Annotated in this window: 15 protein-coding genes; 7 read left to right on the top strand and 8 right to left on the bottom strand. The window is 38.0% G+C overall.

Annotation, left to right across the window (positions count from 1 at the left end; genetic code table 11):
• Window positions 1–15 precede the first annotated feature (15 nt).
• Entirely contained in the window at window positions 16–420 is a 405-nt protein-coding gene (spx, locus tag JIN86_RS12425; RefSeq protein WP_004225558.1) for a transcriptional regulator Spx, read from the top strand.
• Window positions 421–443: 23 nt separating this feature from the next.
• On the top strand, window positions 444–890 hold the full coding sequence (locus tag JIN86_RS12430; RefSeq protein ID WP_009371643.1) for a MarR family winged helix-turn-helix transcriptional regulator: 447 nt from the start codon (window positions 444–446) through the stop codon (window positions 888–890).
• A 106-nt stretch (window positions 891–996) separates the two neighbouring features.
• On the opposite strand, the gene JIN86_RS12435 is transcribed toward JIN86_RS12430, so the two are convergent.
• Window positions 997–1,545 (bottom strand): RNA polymerase sigma factor, encoded by a 549-nt coding sequence (locus JIN86_RS12435; protein ID WP_004225561.1) that lies wholly within the window; start codon window positions 1,543–1,545, stop codon window positions 997–999.
• Between the two features lie 292 nt (window positions 1,546–1,837).
• Entirely contained in the window at window positions 1,838–2,968 is a 1,131-nt protein-coding gene (locus JIN86_RS12440) for a LuxR C-terminal-related transcriptional regulator (protein WP_202342062.1), read from the bottom strand.
• A 192-nt stretch (window positions 2,969–3,160) separates the two neighbouring features.
• Here JIN86_RS12440 and JIN86_RS12445 point away from each other — a divergent pair, with 192 nt between their 5' ends.
• From JIN86_RS12445 to JIN86_RS12455, 3 genes are all read left to right on the top strand, one after another.
• Window positions 3,161–3,916: an SDR family NAD(P)-dependent oxidoreductase gene (locus JIN86_RS12445; protein WP_048393320.1), complete on the top strand. Its 756-nt coding sequence runs from the start codon at window positions 3,161–3,163 to the stop codon at window positions 3,914–3,916.
• Window positions 3,917–3,939: 23 nt separating this feature from the next.
• Window positions 3,940–4,683 (top strand): SDR family NAD(P)-dependent oxidoreductase, encoded by a 744-nt coding sequence (locus tag JIN86_RS12450; RefSeq protein WP_202342063.1) that lies wholly within the window; start codon window positions 3,940–3,942, stop codon window positions 4,681–4,683.
• Between the two features lie 271 nt (window positions 4,684–4,954).
• Window positions 4,955–6,337 (top strand): dipeptidase, encoded by a 1,383-nt coding sequence (locus JIN86_RS12455; protein ID WP_202342064.1) that lies wholly within the window; start codon window positions 4,955–4,957, stop codon window positions 6,335–6,337.
• A gap of 56 nt (window positions 6,338–6,393) precedes the next feature.
• Here the strand turns inward: JIN86_RS12455 and JIN86_RS12460 are convergent, their stop codons facing one another.
• Window positions 6,394–6,966 (bottom strand): nitroreductase family protein, encoded by a 573-nt coding sequence (locus JIN86_RS12460; protein ID WP_202342065.1) that lies wholly within the window; start codon window positions 6,964–6,966, stop codon window positions 6,394–6,396.
• Between the two features lie 97 nt (window positions 6,967–7,063).
• Window positions 7,064–7,558 (bottom strand): amidase domain-containing protein, encoded by a 495-nt coding sequence (locus JIN86_RS12465; RefSeq protein WP_004229655.1) that lies wholly within the window; start codon window positions 7,556–7,558, stop codon window positions 7,064–7,066.
• A 183-nt stretch (window positions 7,559–7,741) separates the two neighbouring features.
• Here JIN86_RS12465 and JIN86_RS12470 point away from each other — a divergent pair, with 183 nt between their 5' ends.
• A complete protein-coding gene (locus tag JIN86_RS12470; RefSeq protein WP_004229659.1) occupies window positions 7,742–8,764 on the top strand; it encodes a DUF2804 domain-containing protein in 1,023 nt (340 codons plus the stop codon).
• A 91-nt stretch (window positions 8,765–8,855) separates the two neighbouring features.
• On the opposite strand, the gene JIN86_RS12475 is transcribed toward JIN86_RS12470, so the two are convergent.
• Window positions 8,856–9,572 (bottom strand): glycerophosphodiester phosphodiesterase, encoded by a 717-nt coding sequence (locus JIN86_RS12475; RefSeq protein ID WP_202342066.1) that lies wholly within the window; start codon window positions 9,570–9,572, stop codon window positions 8,856–8,858.
• 155 nt (window positions 9,573–9,727) lie between these two features.
• Here JIN86_RS12475 and helD point away from each other — a divergent pair, with 155 nt between their 5' ends.
• Window positions 9,728–11,950 carry an RNA polymerase recycling motor HelD gene (gene helD, locus JIN86_RS12480; RefSeq protein ID WP_202342067.1) on the top strand — a complete coding sequence of 741 codons (2,223 nt, stop codon included), beginning with the start codon at window positions 9,728–9,730 and terminating at the stop codon, window positions 11,948–11,950.
• Window positions 11,951–12,653: 703 nt separating this feature from the next.
• Here helD and JIN86_RS12485 read toward each other — a convergent pair.
• From JIN86_RS12485 to JIN86_RS12495, 3 genes are all read right to left on the bottom strand, one after another.
• A complete protein-coding gene (locus JIN86_RS12485) occupies window positions 12,654–13,523 on the bottom strand; it encodes a GNAT family N-acetyltransferase (RefSeq protein ID WP_232735604.1) in 870 nt (289 codons plus the stop codon).
• A gap of 350 nt (window positions 13,524–13,873) precedes the next feature.
• Window positions 13,874–15,706, bottom strand: a complete 1,833-nt coding sequence (locus JIN86_RS12490) for an ABC transporter ATP-binding protein (RefSeq protein WP_004229670.1) — start codon at window positions 15,704–15,706, stop codon at window positions 13,874–13,876.
• Entirely contained in the window at window positions 15,706–17,427 is a 1,722-nt protein-coding gene (locus tag JIN86_RS12495; protein WP_202342068.1) for an ABC transporter ATP-binding protein, read from the bottom strand. The genes JIN86_RS12490 and JIN86_RS12495 overlap by 1 nt, the downstream gene beginning before the upstream one ends.
• Between the last annotated feature and the right edge of the window lie 25 nt (window positions 17,428–17,452).

Consider the following 17,452-nt stretch of genomic DNA (forward strand, 5'->3'; position numbering starts at 1 on the left):
AGCGAGGAATGAAGAATGACAGTTACAATTTACTCACAAGCGAGCTGTTCTTCATCCAGAAAAGCACTTAAATGGTTAAAAGATCACAACATAGAATATAAAGAAAAACGTATTACATCTCACCCACTTACACTTGCAGAATTCAAAGAAATTCTAAGCATGACTGAAGATGGCACAGATGAAATCATTGCAACAAACTCAAATGACTTTAAAAACTTAAATATCGACATCGACCAACTTTCTATTCAAGAGCTATTTGCTATCATTCAGGCACACCCAAGAATGTTACGTAGCCCTATTATAATAGATGAAAAACGTATTCAAGTTGGCTACAATGAGATGGACATCCGTCGTTTTATCCCACGTAAAGTACGTGCTTACGAATTAAATGCGATGACAAGATTGGCACAAGAAAGTTAAAACAGTTTTGGAGATGACCTTCTATGGACCAAGAAAAACAAAAAGCCATTACCTCGTTGTTTGAAGTCGTTTCATCTATTGAGCGCAAGTGGGCAAACGAGTGGAATAATCATAATGTACTCGGCTTTTCAAAATCCCATATTTTAATCTTAGACTACTTATCGCAGGAGGGCCCAAAACGCCCTTCTGCTATTGCTGAGCGGTTAAAAGTAACTACTGGTGGCGTCACTGTTTTAACAACCAAGCTGATAAATGGTGGCTTTATTGAAAAAACACAGCATGCCACAGACCGCCGTGCTTCTCAACTAGTCATTACGGCTGACGGTGAAAACATATTAAAGGAATCTCGTCAACAAGTGAGTGAAATCATTAATAATATGTTTGGTATGCTAACAGCGGAGGAACTGCAAACCTTACGAACTATTTTTTCTAAATGTTTATTGGATGTGGAGACAAATCGGCCAGATTGAAGCACAATAAAAAGATGCATTTGCAACTATTTGCGAATGCATCTTTTTTGATTAGTCGACCAAATACTTCCGTCTAAGTACCGTGATGTGCGACCAATCTGCTTTATTAAGCTGGTAGCACAGATTCCACAATAGCTGTATCTGACATGAGCATTTCTTTTAATCGAGCCTTTGCACGGAATAAACGAGATTTCACAGTACCAATGGAAACTTTCATAATTGTAGAGATTTCTGCAAGTGAATATTGGTCTATGTAGAAATACCATAAAGTCTTTCTATAAATGGCATCTAATTGCTCCATTTTATCTTGGACTAGTTTTGTCACAATGTCCTTTTCAATTTTTTCTTCTGTAGAAATATCGTTATTGGGAACCAAATCTAGAATCGGTACGTCTAATGTTTCAGGTTGGTTCATCATATACTTGCTACGTCGTACTTTTTTACGATAGCGATCTCTAAATGTATTCATTGTAATAGTTGTCAGCCAAGCTTTAATATGCTCTACTTCGGCCACGCTATCTTCATAGCGTACAACCTTAACCCAAACTTCTTGCATTAAATCTTCAGCTTCTATATTATTGCGAGTTAGTTTTAAACATAAATGATATATATAACGATTGAATTCCTCGTATACGCCTTCTAATTTTTCATTCATTGTGTATGCCTCCGCTTCTTGTTCTTGCTTCTATACACATTCTCGCAAAATAATGTATTACACTCTATCGCATTGGCTTTCAATTTCATTACAATCGTGTAAGCTTAATCGCTTTCACTTGTAATATTCGTAAAAATTGTTTTACTACTATACTGCTTTCCCTTCAAAAAAGCTTTTGATGACAATCGTTACCTATTAATTAAACTATATTTTCAATAGTATTTATTGTCAGAATATTAATCAACATTTGAAGAAACAAAAAATGCACTCCTAATAGAAGTGCATTGGTGTGTTAGCTTAGCAGCCCTAGACGAAAGGCTGAGGCAACGACCTGTGTTCGATTCTTTGCTTTGAGCTTTGTCATCAGACTGCTTACATAATCCCTGACAGTATGCTCACTTAAAAATAATAAACCAGCAATTTTTTTATTATCATATCCTTCGGCAAGCAGGCCAAGTATCATCGATTCCCTTTCAGTTAAATGAAGCACTGTATTCTTTTCTACCTTCTCGCCCTTACGTGATAAAAATAAACCTAAACGCTTCCCTACTTCCTCAAGGAGAGTTAATTCTTCCTTTGTACAATCAAATTCCTCCCCTAGCTGATCAAATGTTAGCCATCCAAATAATTGATCTTCACACAAAATGGGAATAAAAATAATCGAGGATAAATTAAATAATTGGATATGCTCTTCTTTCACGTAATTTTTAGGATTTTTTAAATAAATGGGTTTTCTTGAACTAAGTATTGTGTTTTCTCCAGTCAACTCCCCTTTCATGCTTTGCACCTTAGGTAGCTCTGCGCCAATAACTCCATAAAATTGATTGGACCATGGGACATATGCGTAAAATACACATCTTTTATAACTAAAATACTCTTCACATTTTTTTAAAATAAGGGCTAAATCTTGATAACCTGAAGAACTAATGAGCAATTTATCAAGCCTATCTAATAGCTGTAGATGCCTAATTTTTTGATTTTCAGTAGTTATGTTACCAGTTTGGTTATCTTCCTCACAGCCATAGTATAGCTCTACAAGTAACGTAAATGTCGATAATACATACATGAAGATGGCGTTCGTTCGACTACTCTTCTGTTGAATCATAAAAGTAATCAATGATTTCTCAAAAATTAATTGAAATAAATTAAAGCTCTTCCTATCAATAATGGACAACTGTGATTGAAGCCATGTGTTAAAAAAATACTTATCATCATTATTTAGTTCATCGATATTTGCATGTGTCATTAAACGCAAAAATGAATCTAATAGCATTGCTGCTCTTTTTCGATCTGCCCCAGTTATAGAAGATTCTAGATTAAGGTAAATAATTGTATTCTCTTCAATTTGCTTATGATGAATTTTAATAAACAACACAAACTCTTGGAGTGTTACTTCTTCAATTGATTGAAATGGATGCGTCATAGGAAATTCTTCTCCTTCACACTAAAAATACCCCTATAAATGGAGGATATTCACTCACTATATTATACAGCATCTTATAGGATAGTATTTCAAATTGAAAGGAGTAAGATGAAGGTAACGCTAGACAATGCGAATACTTTTGAATCCTCAGGCAACCATATAACCAGAAATAATGAAAGGCGTGTGTTTGAAATGAGATTAGAAAACAAAGTGGCCATTATTACAGGTGGAGGTACAGGAATCGGGAAAGAAACTGCACTATTATTTGCTAAAGAGGGAGCAAAAATAGTTATTACTGATATAAATGAACAATCTGGGAACGATACAGTCCGTGATATTCAAACTATCGGCGGTGAGGCAGTATTTATCCGCCACGATGTTAGTAATGAAGAAGACTGGAAAAAGGTTGCAGATGAATCAATAAAAACATTTAAAAAAGTGGATATTCTTTTCAATAATGCAGGTATCTATATCATAAAACCCCTTGCAGAAATCGAGCTTTCTGACTGGAACCGCTTAATGTCAATCAATGTGACAGGTGTGTTCTTAGGCATGAAACATATTATGCCGCTTATGGCTAAACAACATAATGGTTCTGTTATTAATGCTTCCTCTATTGCAGGCTTAACAGGTGCTGCTGGTCACGTATTATACGGCGCTAGTAAAGGGGCTGTTCGCATTATGACAAAAGATGCTGCTATGGAGTATGCTCCATACGGCGTACGTGTCAACTCCATTCATCCTGGCTACATTGATACAGGTATGGCAGACTATGCATCAGCAACAACAGGAAGCTCAAAAGATGAATTAGGTAAAAACTTATTCCCATTAGGACGTTTAGGCTCTGTAAAGGAAGTAGCGCAAACTGTATTATTTTTAGCTTCTGATGAATCTTCCTTTTCAACAGGTGCAGAATTCGTTATTGATGGCGGAGCAACAGCAAAATAACATTACTAAAGGTGGTCATTTATATGAAACTAAAAGATAAAGTAGCAATTGTTACAGGTGGAGCTAGTGGGATTGGTGAAGCCACAGTTCGTCTCTTTGTAGAAGAAGGCGCTAAAGTCGTTATTGCCGATTTTTCTGATCGTGGACAAAGTGTTTCTGAAGAATTAAATAACAATGGTTTTGATACACTTTTCGTAAAAACAGACGTAACAAATGAAACGGACATTCAAAACATGATAAAGGAAACCGTTACTAAATACGGTAAACTTGATATTATGTATGCAAATGCAGGCGTAGCTGACGATGCACCAGCACACGAGCTTTCTTTTGAAAAATGGAAAAGAACAATTGATATTAATTTATCTGGTGTATTTCTTTCTGATAAATACGCCATTGAACAATTCCTTGCTCAAGGAACAGGTGGCGTCATTGTTAACGCTGGTTCCATTCATAGCTTCGTTGCCTTACCAAACCCTACAGCCTACTCATCTGCAAAAGGTGGCGTTAAATTATTAACACAAAACCTATGTACTGCTTACGCTAAACAGGGTATTCGTGTAAATGCAGTGTGTCCTGGCTATATCGACACTCCCCTATTAGCTGAGGTCGATGCTCAGAAGAAAGAATATTTAGCATCCCTTCACCCACAAGGTCGACTTGGTAAACCAGAAGAAATCGCTAAAGCCGTTCTCTTCTTAGCAAGCGATGACGCAAACTTTGTTAATGGTACAACGCTTCTTGTTGATGGTGGTTATACTGCTCACTAATGAGGCCTTGAATAGACTTGCCTGATAGCTAGTGCATTTTAATGATGCATTCTAGCCGTTAATAGTACGAAGCGATCTGGCTGTTGTATCTGAACACTTCACTGAAAAAATTTATAACCCACTCAAGTAAGACTCAACCACAATTGCTATTTAGCTCTTGTGGTTCATTTTGTAGGTGCTATGTGTAATCTTTCAATTCAATTTAAGCTTCCTAAAAGCAAATTGTGCTATACTATTTCTATTATCGAAATATTAGAAAGAGGGATGCTTAATGACTAATTTACAGCAAATTGATGCTTATTTTGCAGAACATCGTGAGGCACATTTAAATGAATTGAATGAATTTTTACGTATTCCAAGTATCAGTTCTTTATCCGAGCATAAAGTGGATATTCAACATGCAGCTGAATGGCTAGCCAGTGCGTTTGAAAAACTAAATCTTGAAAATATCTCCATTACACAAACAGCTGGGCACCCTGTTGTTTATGCGGATTGGCTACATGCTGAAGGTAAACCAACTATTTTATTTTATGGTCATTATGATGTTCAACCTGTTGATCCATTAAATTTATGGGACAGTGAGCCTTTCAATCCTACAATTCGAGACAATAAATTATTTGCTCGTGGTGCAAGTGATGATAAAGGACAAGTCTTTATGCACTTAAAAATGATTGAGGCATTGTTTGCTACAACAGGGACATTACCAGTTAATGTTAAATTCATTTATGAAGGTGAAGAAGAAATTGGTAGTCCACATCTACCTGCCTATGTTGAGCAAAATAAAGAAAAACTAGCCGCCGATTTAATTTTAATTTCCGATACAGGTCTTTATGGTCCTGGGAAGCCTGCGGTATGCTATGGTTTACGGGGCTTAACGGGCATTCAAATTGATGTGCGTGGAGCTAAGGGAGATTTACACTCCGGTCTTTATGGTGGTGGCGTACAAAATGCTATTCATGCATTAGCTGAAATTTTAGCATCCTTCCGTGATGAGCATGGTACAATTCAAGTTGAAGGTTTCTACGACAAAGTGTTGCCATTAACAGAAGAGGAACGTGAGGCTTATCTTGCGCTTGGCTTCGATGAAGAATCTGTTAAACAGGAAGTTGGCGTAAAAGAATTATTCGGTGAACAAGGATATTCTTATTTAGAACGTACTTGGGCCCGCCCAACCCTAGAGGTTAACGGTGTATTTGGTGGTTTCTCAGGTGAAGGCATCAAAACAGTGCTACCCGCTGAAGCTGGCGCTAAAATCACATGCCGTCTTGTACCAAATCAAGAGCCAGATGAAATTGTAGCACTTTTAAAAGCACATGTTGAAAAGCACAAACCTGCTGGTGTGGAAATCAACATTTCTGAATTCGATAAAGGCCGTCCATTCCTAACGCCTTTCGATCATCCATTTATCCAGGCTGCTGGACGCTCTTATGAAAAAGTGTATAATGTGCCAACAGCATACACACGAGGCGGTGGATCCATCCCTATCGTCGCTGCGTTTGATGAAATTTTAGAATTACCTGTAGTGTTAATGGGCTTTGGTCTATCAAGTGAAAACTTCCATGCCCCAAATGAACACTTCCATTTAGAAAACTTTGATAAAGGCTTACGTGTTCTGAGTGATTATTTATATGAGGTTTCAGGATTACAAAAATAAATATCGATTAATTAAAAAATCCCCTCACTTTTAAAGTGAAGGGATTTTTTGTTTGATTACTCACCAAAAATTGTAACGATTTCAGCTGCTTGTTTGCGTTCTTTGCCTTTTGGCACCTCATCAAAATAACCAACTTGTAGCATAGCAATGACACGCTCACCTGGCTGTACCTTTAAAGCTTCACGGAATTTTGGGTTATCTAGGAAGCCTGGTGTTTTCCAGCAAGAGCCTATTCCTCTATCCCATGCCAGTAACTGCATGTTTTGAATAAATGTACTTGCCGCTGCATAATCTTCTAAACGTTCTTTTTGACGTGCATCCTCTGGCACGATAACAAAGGCATAGCCACCTGGTAATGTAAATTTCAACATCTGCTTCCCTAAATCTTCGCTTGAAAGCTCCTGCCATTTAGGAATTGTTAAGTCCCGTAACAACTGATGAAGGTTTGTTAATTCCTTTCCACAGGCAATAACTAATCGCCAAGGCTCGCGATTACCATGGTTGGGAGCCCATACTGCATCGTCAATAATAGCCATTAAATCCTCACGCTCTACAGGCTGGCCATTAAACTTTTTAATGGAACGGCGTTGAATAATTGCATCTCTAATAGATAAAATTTGTTCGCTCATATATCAATTCTCCTTCTACCATAAGACAACATATTAGAGTTTATCTCTTCTATCTTTCACATTATCATATATTTGTATGCTTTAAAACTACCTGTTCCTAGGCAAAGCTGTCATCTATATGATAGAAAAAGTAGGTCATGCTTGGCGTATAGGCGGTGGAATCCTCGTAAAAATAAGGTCTATTAATACTATCTGAGGTATGGGCATTCACATAAGGAATACCATTTTGAATACTTGTCACAATAACGGAGTGGTCAATTCTCCCATTCCCTTGAAAATCATAAAAAATGACATCTCCAAGCTCTAGTTCCTCTGCATATTGAACACGTCTACCCTTCAATCCAGTTGTAGATCCTTCTAAATACCATCTTAATGAATGGGCAACAGACCAGCTAAAGCTCCAGTTCCCTTGCTGAATCCACCAGCCTTTCTCTCTACTTGGTGCACCTCGCATCGGTGCCCCCCCTGCAAGTAAACACTGAGATATATAGTTTGTGCAATCTACATCAAAATTTGGAAAAGCAGGATTGCGTCTGTTCCACCACAAATTAGCATATTGAACTGCAGCCTGCCTATTATACATTTTTGCCACACCATAACCTCCTCATGCCATCATATGTCTATTTAAGCGTTTCTATTAGTTAGGTCCTTCCTCATAATTCTTATTGAAATCCATTATATTCAGCATGTTCCTTTCCAATTTCAAGAACATTTTTGCTACAATAGGGTTTAAAGATATGTCAATTTTATTTTATGACCAGAAGGGATGTTGAATGTGAGGCAGCATGCTGAGAAAGAGATTTTACAGCCAACTCTTTTATGCGATAAAAAAGGTAATTTAAATCCAGCAGCCATCGGATTTGCACGCAAACCACTTATTAATAGCAATTTAAGCGGCCATCTCATGCGCAAAAAGAAATGGAACTATTGGTGTGTCTACGGTGATGAAATCTTGTTTTCAGCTACGATTAGTCATCTAGATTACGCAGCAGTCTGCTTCGTTTATTTCCTTGAATATGAAACACAGCGCTATTTTGAAAAAACGATCACAATCCCCTTTGGTGGTAAACTAAAAATGCCTACACAGGTTTTAGAATCTGTTTCATTTAAAAATAGTGAAATGATGATTGATTTATTATATATACAAAATGAAACACATCTATCTGTTTCCATACCAAACTTTGACGGAGATGTTTTACGAGCAAAGCTTATCATTCAGCACCCACCAGCTGACGAAACCCTAAATGTAGTCATTCCTTGGAATCGCAAAACATTTCAGTTCACAGGCAAGCATCACATACTGCCAACATCAGGTGTTGTCACAATTGGTACTCGACGGTTTAATTTCTCAGCTGAGGAGAATTTTGCTGTGTTGGATTATGGACGAGGTGTATGGCCACGTGAAGCGTTATGGAATTGGGGAATGGCCTCTCAACGAGTACGCGGACGACGGATCGGGCTTAATTTAGGAGGTAAATGGACAGATGGCACAGGCATGACTGAAAATGCTGTTTTTGTTGATGGTAAAATGACAAAAATACATGAAGATTTATTATTTCACTATGATTCCGAAGATTATATGCAGCGTTGGAAAGTAAAAACTAAATTTTCCAATCAGGTCTCCTTAACCTTTTCACCCTTTTTTGAGCGTATAGCCCAAACGAATGCCAAACTAGTTAAATCAGAGGTACATCAGCTATTTGGCTATTACGACGGTTCTATTTTACTCGACAATGGTGAAACACTGGTTATTCAACAAATGCTCGGATGTATTGAGGAACATCGTGCAAAATGGTAAAAACCCTCTAGAAGACGGTGCTTTCCGTGGGTATTTTGAAAATGCAAATGATTCCACGGAAGCTTTTGTCTCTTAGCTGTCCACTTTTGCTCTAACTAAGGGCTCTTACTATTTTTTCTGGATCATCTGTAAATATCGCCTGTACACCGAGCTGTTGCAAACGTCGAGCATCACGTTGTTCATTGACGGTATACACACGGACAGTTGCGCCTTCAGCGAGAGCTAGTTTAACTGATTTACGAAAGGAAGTTGGCAAACTTACATGTAACGCCTTAGCTGGTATAAGAGCAATGTAAGTTGGGAAATCCACCAGCACCTCTGCAAACAACGCTGCACTTTCTATATAGGGCGCTACTTTTGATATTGTTTGCAATGATTCATGATTGAAAGATGAAATGATCACCCGCTCTGTCATTTGCTGTGCTGCTACTTCTTTGAGCACGAGCGCTTCTATTCCTTCATAGGCAATAATGTCTGTTTTCAGTTCAATGTTGATACGATGATTGGTACCTGCAAATAACTCCAACACTTCCCCTAACGTAGGAATTACTTCATCTCCGAACTCCCGTGAAAACCACGAACCAAAATCAAATGTACGTAATTGCTGTAATGTAAAATCTTTTACATAGCCTGAGCCATTGGAGGTACGATCAATGGTCTCATCATGAATCACCACTACCTCTTTATCTGCAGTTAAATGAACATCTAGCTCTATCCCTGCTATAGGGAGCTTTGATGCTGCTTGAAAGGCAGCCATCGTATTTTCTGGATAGTTTATCGAAACACCTCTATGTGCAAATATGTCCAAATTCAATAACCTCCTCTATTATTATCAAAGAAAAACCTTCCAGCCCCATGTAATAGTAGCACAATTAACTTTTTGCTTTCACTTGCTGGTAAATATTATATATAGTAGTATGATAATCTACTTTGAAATTGTAAGTACCTAGGAGGTGCTAAAAAATGACTGTACAACATCCAGATTTTCAGGCTGAAGTAGAGCGGTTAGCGTATACCCAGGGCTATATGCAACAAATATTAGACGAATCACAACGAGATTTAAAATCTGCTCAAGAAAATATCCGTAAATCTATGGCCGATCTTGATTACTTAGATTCGAGTTTAAGTTATTTAAATATCTTAACAAATGCCAGATTTTTTGAAATGGCACGTAATCAAAAAGAAGGTCTAGAGGCCGTTCGCAAGAAGCCCTATTTCGCTAGAATCCATTTCCAAAAAACCGGTGACCCAGAAGAATTCCTTTACATTGGGAAGACATCACTATTTCATCGTGAAACCCATGAGCCCATTATTGTTGATTGGCGCTCACCCGTAGCTAATGTTTATTATGATGGACGTCTTGGTGACATGGAGTACGATGTCCGTGGTGAAGTTCATAAGGGACATCTCTTTGCTAAAAGGCAATACAAGATCGAAAATGGCGAATTACTCGATATAAGAGATATTGATCTAACAACAAATGATGAACTACTACAAGAAGCATTGGCTGGAAAAGCTGATGTTCGTCTAACTGAAATTGTTTCAACAATTCAAAAGGAACAAAATGAAATTATTCGAGCACATCTTCGTCAACCAATTATTGTGCAAGGTGCTGCTGGCAGTGGAAAAACAACCATTGCTCTACACAGAATATCCTATTTCCTTTATACAATGGGTGAACATTTTAATCCTGAGCAGCTCATGATTTTAGCACCGAATAAGCTATTTATTGATTATATAGGCGATGTTTTACCAGAGCTTGGCGTCGATAAAATATGCCAAACTACTTTTACAGACTACGTTCTTTCTGCCACAAAGTTAAAGCTTAAGCTTCAAAATTCAAATGAGCAATTAGAGTTACTCGTTGCTGGAGGTAGTCATCAGCCTACTGCCTGGATTGCTGAAATGAAAGGCTCACTTTACTATCGTGATGTCATCGAACGCTATGTACAAAAGCTGGAACAAAAGATTGCAGAGCAATTCGAAGATGTCTATATTGAAAAATACTGTATCATGCGTGCTTCCCACCTGAAGAAGCTGTTTTTATATGAATTTTCATATATGCCTATCGAAAAGCGACTTGAGCATATTAAAAAGGTCTTAGCAAGCCATGTACGTCAAAAAAAACAGGCTGTTTTAGCTACACTCCATAAAAAGTATGATGAGGCATTGGGTAAAGCCTTAAATGGAATTCGAGATGATGAAAAACGGCGACGTGTTGTCACAAAATTCATTGATGAGCGTGATGAACGAATTCCTGCCATTGAAAAAGAAACGAAGACAACGGCATCAGCTTATATGCGTCGCTTTCCAAAACATAATATTAAAACACTCTATCGTTCCCTTCTCACCGATGCAGAACTATTAGCAGAACTCACCCCTGAATGGCATTACCTTGAACAGCAACAATTTTTGCAGGCACATCGTAAAGAACAATGGGCACTCGAAGATTTAGCTGCACTATACTATTTACAAGCACGTTTAAAAGGCATTGCAGATGAATGGAAGATGCGTGTTGTCTTTATCGATGAGGTCCAAGATTACAGTTTATTTCAGCTTGCTGCTTTAAAAGCAGGTCTTGATACAGATATGTTCACTATGGTTGGTGATTTAGCACAAGGTATCCATAGCTATCGCTCATTAACAGCCTGGGAGCCTGTCCAAAGCTTATTTCCCCGTGCAAGCTTCCGCACTTTGCAAAAAAGCTATCGAACAACAATTGAAATTATGGAAGTCGCGAATCAAATTCTAGCACAAATGAATGAACAGCTACCTTTAGTAGAACCCGTTGTGCGTCACGGTAACGTACCAAGCTTTATTCAAGCGGAGCAATTCGATGCCTTCAAAATTAAAGAGATCTTTGAAGCCATTCGTCAAAATGGCCATCGATCCATTGCTTTAATTTGCAAAACTACTGCAGAAGCCATTACTATGCAACAGGCTTTAAAAGACAATGATATTGCTTCACAACTACTAACGGAAAATGAATCTATTAATCAAGAAATGTTACTTGTTGTGCCAAGTCACTTAGCTAAGGGACTTGAATTTGATGCCGTCATTGTAGCTGCCTACGATACACCATTTTACGATACACCCATTGACCGAAAGCTACTTTATGTAGCTCTTACACGAGCCATGCACGAGCTATACTTAATCGGACCATCCAAAGAGACATTTTTATTATAAAATTAATAAGTCGCTAAAAGGCGACTTTTTCATGTTGTTGAAAAAAGAGGATGTCGCTAGCAGACAAAGACCTTTTGGCAAGGTGAGGGGTTGATTTCCGTTCTACAAATGTCTTTACTTTTTTCATACTAGCATAGCTCAAATAGGTCACTATCTGTCTTCTTAGGGAGATAGGCTCTTATTTTCAATTTGGAGAAGTAATTCGTTACAACACCCCTCAATAAAAGGAGTAGTGCAAACCCTTGCAAAAAAGGTAGTGGGTTGGAGTGGAAGGCTACTTGACTCCCTGAGATAGCGAGACAGGCGAGCCTCTAAACGGAGCGGTGCAAGAGAAAGCGGCTCGGCGCTCACCCATAGGAAAGTAAGTGGCCTGCAACAGAAATTCATTTCAGTTGTCGCAAAAATTCTATTGATTATTTTGTTTTTTAACACTTTGAAAAAGTCGCCTTTTCGCGACTTTTTTCTTTGCATTATTAATTTCTTGGTGGTAACTTATAAAACTTTCCTTTGGATAAATAAGCTTTAACAACTTTCCACCATGAACTAGGGGCTTCCTTTGGAGGCGACTTCTTTTTTGGCAATGCTGGCATGCGCATGATCACGACTCCTTTCTTAAAGCTTATTAATATTATATGAAGATAGTAGGTAATTATGATAAAAAAGGGCGATGAGTTAATATTAAATACCACTCATCACCCTTTTTCTATTGTTTTACATAATAATCAATTTGCTGTGCTTTCATAAAGCCTGCTTTTTCATAGACCGAAAGTGCTTTTTTATTGTCTACTTCTACATCTAGCATGACAAACGCTGCACCAACCTTACTCGCATAATCCTTTGAAAAGGAAAGAAGGGCTGTCCCAATACCTTGTCCTTCACAATTTGGATGTACAGCAAGTGCTGTTACCCACTGGATTTCATTTTCCTTAGCTGTAGTCACTGTTCCAACAACTGCACCATCTCTGTAAGCAATCCAAAGCTCTCTTCCATTTGTTGATGTATTAAAAGCAATAAGCTCTTTTGATTCTTCGGGTAGATCTCCAAAAGCCTCACAATAAATAGTAATCAGTTCAGCTTGTTCTCCGTTATAGGCTTGAATATTTATATCACCTCGTAATGTAACGGGCTCTGCTTTTGTTTCTAGAGTCGTTTCTGAAAAACTATAAGTAAACCCTTTGTTTTCAATAAATGTGTGCCCATAAGGGGAACCATCAATTACTACAGCTAATTGACCCTCTGCCCCTCTTTCTTTTAGCCCTACTTGTATACCCTCAACTAACGCAGTTCCAATACCCTTTTGTCGATATGCAGGTGTCACCACTAATGACCACTCATATGTATGAAGTCCCATTAAGTCGATAGCACTAGCAGCACCAACTAGTAAATCCTTATCATCCTCATACGCTAGTACCATAAAGCCTTTATTCTCGAAAGAGCTAGCCATCGGTACATTCATAATGGTGTCATATACTCGATAATCTTGAACTGTTGCTTCTTCACATAATAACTTTACTTCTTTCAATGTTTCTCCATCTAATGGAAAAGACACTGTCATCACTGAAATATTCATCATTTACTCCGTTCCTGTAACAGACTATTGCCCTATTGTAGCAAGAATGAAAATAAGCTGGCAACAAAATATATTAATACCCGCTATTAATCAGAATTTTACTTCAAATATTAGAAAAATAAAAGGATTTATACTATAAAAATTCAGTAAAATGACTGAAATTTACTAGAAAAAATAGCTATAAAATAATATACTAATTTTTCGAAAATAGAGATATTTATTCTGTTGCAACCTGTTACTTTTAAACTATATACCACTTCCTAATTTAATAAAAATTTTACTAATTATTCAAATTAATAACATTTTAATTCAATAAAAAAGAGCAACTTCAAATGAAATTACTCTTTTTCCATCTATTCCTCAAGATGGTGTGAGGATGAATGTAGCATTTGTGCATAAAGACCACCTGATTCGATTAGCTTTTGCTGAGGTCCAGCCTCCACTAATTCCCCTTTATGCATAACTAAGACCATATCAGCATTATGGACAGTATTTAAACGATGTGCAATCACAAAGCTGGTACGCCCTTGCATTAACGTATCGAGTGCCTCTTGTATGGCTAGTTCTGTCACAGTATCGATACTGCTTGTCGCTTCATCCAATAGTAAAATTTTCGGATCAGCAATAAGTGCCCTTGCTATAGAAAGTAATTGCTTTTGGCCTTGGGAAATCTCGCGTCCATCCGCTGCAAGAATAGTATCATACCCATCCTTTAGTTTCATAATGAATTCATGTGCATTAGCTTGCTTGGCCGCTTCCTCAATCTCTGCATCACTCGCATCCAGTCTACCATATCGGATATTCTCGCGAACAGAAGCCTCAAACAAAAATGGATCCTGTAAGACAAAGGCCATTTGTGAACGAAGGGATTGTCGATCAATTTGCTGTACATTTATACCATCAAATAATATCTCTCCCTTTGAGACCTCATAAAATCTTGCAATCAGTTGAAGGATTGTCGTTTTACCAGCCCCAGTTGCACCAACAAGGGCTACCGTTTGACCAGGTTCCACTTTAAAGTCTACATCTTTTAGTGTGTACCCCTCTTCTTCTAGTTCATATTTAAAGTACACCTGCTTAAACGTTACATGTCCCAATAGCTGATGCTTTTGTGCTGACACATTTTCTGCCTCTGGTTGTTCATCAAGCAAGGAAAATACACGTTCTGCACCAGCAATAGCTGAAAGTACCGTATTAAACTGGTTTGCTAAATCATTTAAAGGACGTGTAAATTGTCGTGCATATTCAGTGAATATAACAATTACCCCTATCGATACATGTCCATATAACGCAAGGATTCCTCCTACACCGGCTACAATGGTAAAGCTCATATTATTTAAGAAGTTCATAACTTTAGGAATATAACCTGAGTATGTCTGTGCCCAAAAACCAGTTCTTTTTAAGCGCAAACTTTTTTCACGAAATTCTGTTTTCATTCGCTCCTCTTGTGAAAATGCCTTCACAATCCGCTGTCCTGAAATTGTTTCTTCTATCATCCCATTTAAGGCGCCAATAGCTGCCTGCTGTTCTTTAAACAGTGGTGCTGTACGACGTGTAATCCATCGCATCGCCCAAAACATCAGTGGAATAATGATCATCGTCAGAACTGTCAGCAATGGGCTTAGACTGAGCATAATAATGACGGTTCCTCCAAGCGTAAGTACACTTGAAAATACCTGAATAAAGGAACTATTTAATGTTGAGCTGACAGCTTCAATATCATTCGTCATTCTACTCATCAATTCGCCATGCTGACGACGATCAAAGAATGCCACTGGCAGTCTTTGAAAATGAGTGAATACACTTGTCCTTAATCTATAGATCGTTTGCTGGGCGATGCCAATCATCCAATAGTTTTGTAGGAAAAGTGAAACGGCTAATAACACATAAATACCAATTAATAAGCCAATCCCCTTACCTAAGCCTGAAAGCTTGCCATGCATAACATAGTGATCAATCATTTGACCGATTACATAAGGGCCAACTAAAGCTAATATGGAGCTAATCATCACTAATAAGAGCACTACAATGAGCAGTGCACGTTGTTCGTCGACAATTTTCCATAACCGCAGCAATGTACTTTTCCAATCAGCTGCACGTGGCCCCTTCTTTTTCTTCACAGCCTGTTTCACATCATCTTTTGTCAAAAGCGGTTCATAGCCAAAAGGTTTCTGGAAAAATCCCATTAATCCTCCACCTCCTGTTGAGAGATAGCTATTTTTTTATAAAGCGAGGAAGTCTCTAATAGCTCTTCATGTGTGCCATAAGCAACTACTTTTCCAGCATCAATCAGTAAAATGCGATCTGCACCTTTAGCTGTACGTATTTTTTGCGTAACAACAAGCATCGTTGCTTTTTCTTCATTCAATGCCTCCCACAAAGACTGTTCAGTTTTAACATCTAAGGCACTAGTACTATCATCAAGCATTAAAATATGTCCTTTTCTCAAAAGAGCTCTAGCTATAGATAACCTCTGTTTTTGCCCCCCCGATAAATTAACACCTTTTTGCCCAACCTTTGTATCATAACCATTTGGAAAATCTTCAACAGATGCATGAATTTGCGCCTGCATTGTAGCCTGTAATACAGCATCCATTTTAGCCTGTGTATCTCCCCAACGCACATTATCTGCAATACTTCCTGTAAATAACAATGACTGCTGAGGGACATAGCCAATCACTTCCCGCAACTCTTGTAAATCCCAATGTTGAACATCCTGACCTTCCACAAGTATTCGGCCTTGCGTTACTTCATAGAACCGAGGAATGAGCTGTAATAAAGTTGATTTCCCTGCACCAGTTGCCCCCATGATCGCTAGTTTCTCGCCAGACTTAACTTGAAAGCTTACATCTGACAGAACAGGAACATCTCCTCCTGGATAAGTAAAACTAACATGGTCAAAGGTTAATTCTCCATATTGTGTTGCATGACATACTTCTTCTAAAAGGGACGTCTCTTCAACCTCATTTTCAATGGAAAGGATTTCAGCCATACGTTCTGCAGATGCCTTCGCACGTGCATAGAAGATAATAATAAAAGCGAACATTGAAAATGAGCCTGTCATACGCATTGCATAATTCACAATAGCCACAATATCACCAAGTGGCGTTGTTCCTGTAGCAATTTGTTTTGTACCAAACCATAAAACAGCGAGCAGGCTCATATTCATAATGAATAAAAGAACAGGCATAATATATTCCATTATGCGTAAGGCCTTCACAGTATCAACCTTTAACCGTGAAGCAACTTCATCAAAGCGTGAAGCCTCATATGCCCCTCTTAAGTAAGCCTTTACTAATCGTATCGCCTGTAAATTCTCCTGTAAAACTCTGTTTAAACGATCGACCCTCTTTTGTACACGCCCAAAATAAGTCACACCTTTTGCCACCATAAAAAGAAGAAAAATAAAAATGATGGGTGCACCGATAACTAAAAATAATGCTAATTTCGGATTTACGACAAAAGCCATAATAATGCTTCCTATCACAGCAAGTGGCGCTCGAAGCATAATACGCAAGCTCATAAACAGCACCATTTGTACTTGTGTGACATCATTTGTTAATCGAGTAATAAGTGATGCAGTGGAGAATTTTTGATAGGTTGCTAGTGTAAAGGATTGAATCCTATCAAACATGGCATTTCGAAGATCATACGAAAAGCTTTGAGCTGTATGGGAAGAAAAATAAGAATTGATAACGCCCGCCAGAAAGGCAACGAAAGATAGCCCAAGTAAAACAGCCCCCCATTGCAAAACCATTCCTTGATTTTGTGCCCTTACTCCCTCGTCGATTATTTTTGCCATAATGAGTGGCTGCACAAGCTCTACAAATAACTCTAAAAGCATTAAACATAAAGCAAAAATAGCTGTCCATTTATATGGCTTTACATAGGAAAAAACTTCTTTCATATTCTTTCCCCCTTGTTGGTAGATA

It is taken from the genome of Lysinibacillus sp. HST-98, from assembly GCF_016757845.1.
In the GTDB taxonomy this organism is placed as follows: Bacteria; Bacillota; Bacilli; order Bacillales_A; family Planococcaceae; genus Lysinibacillus; species Lysinibacillus capsici.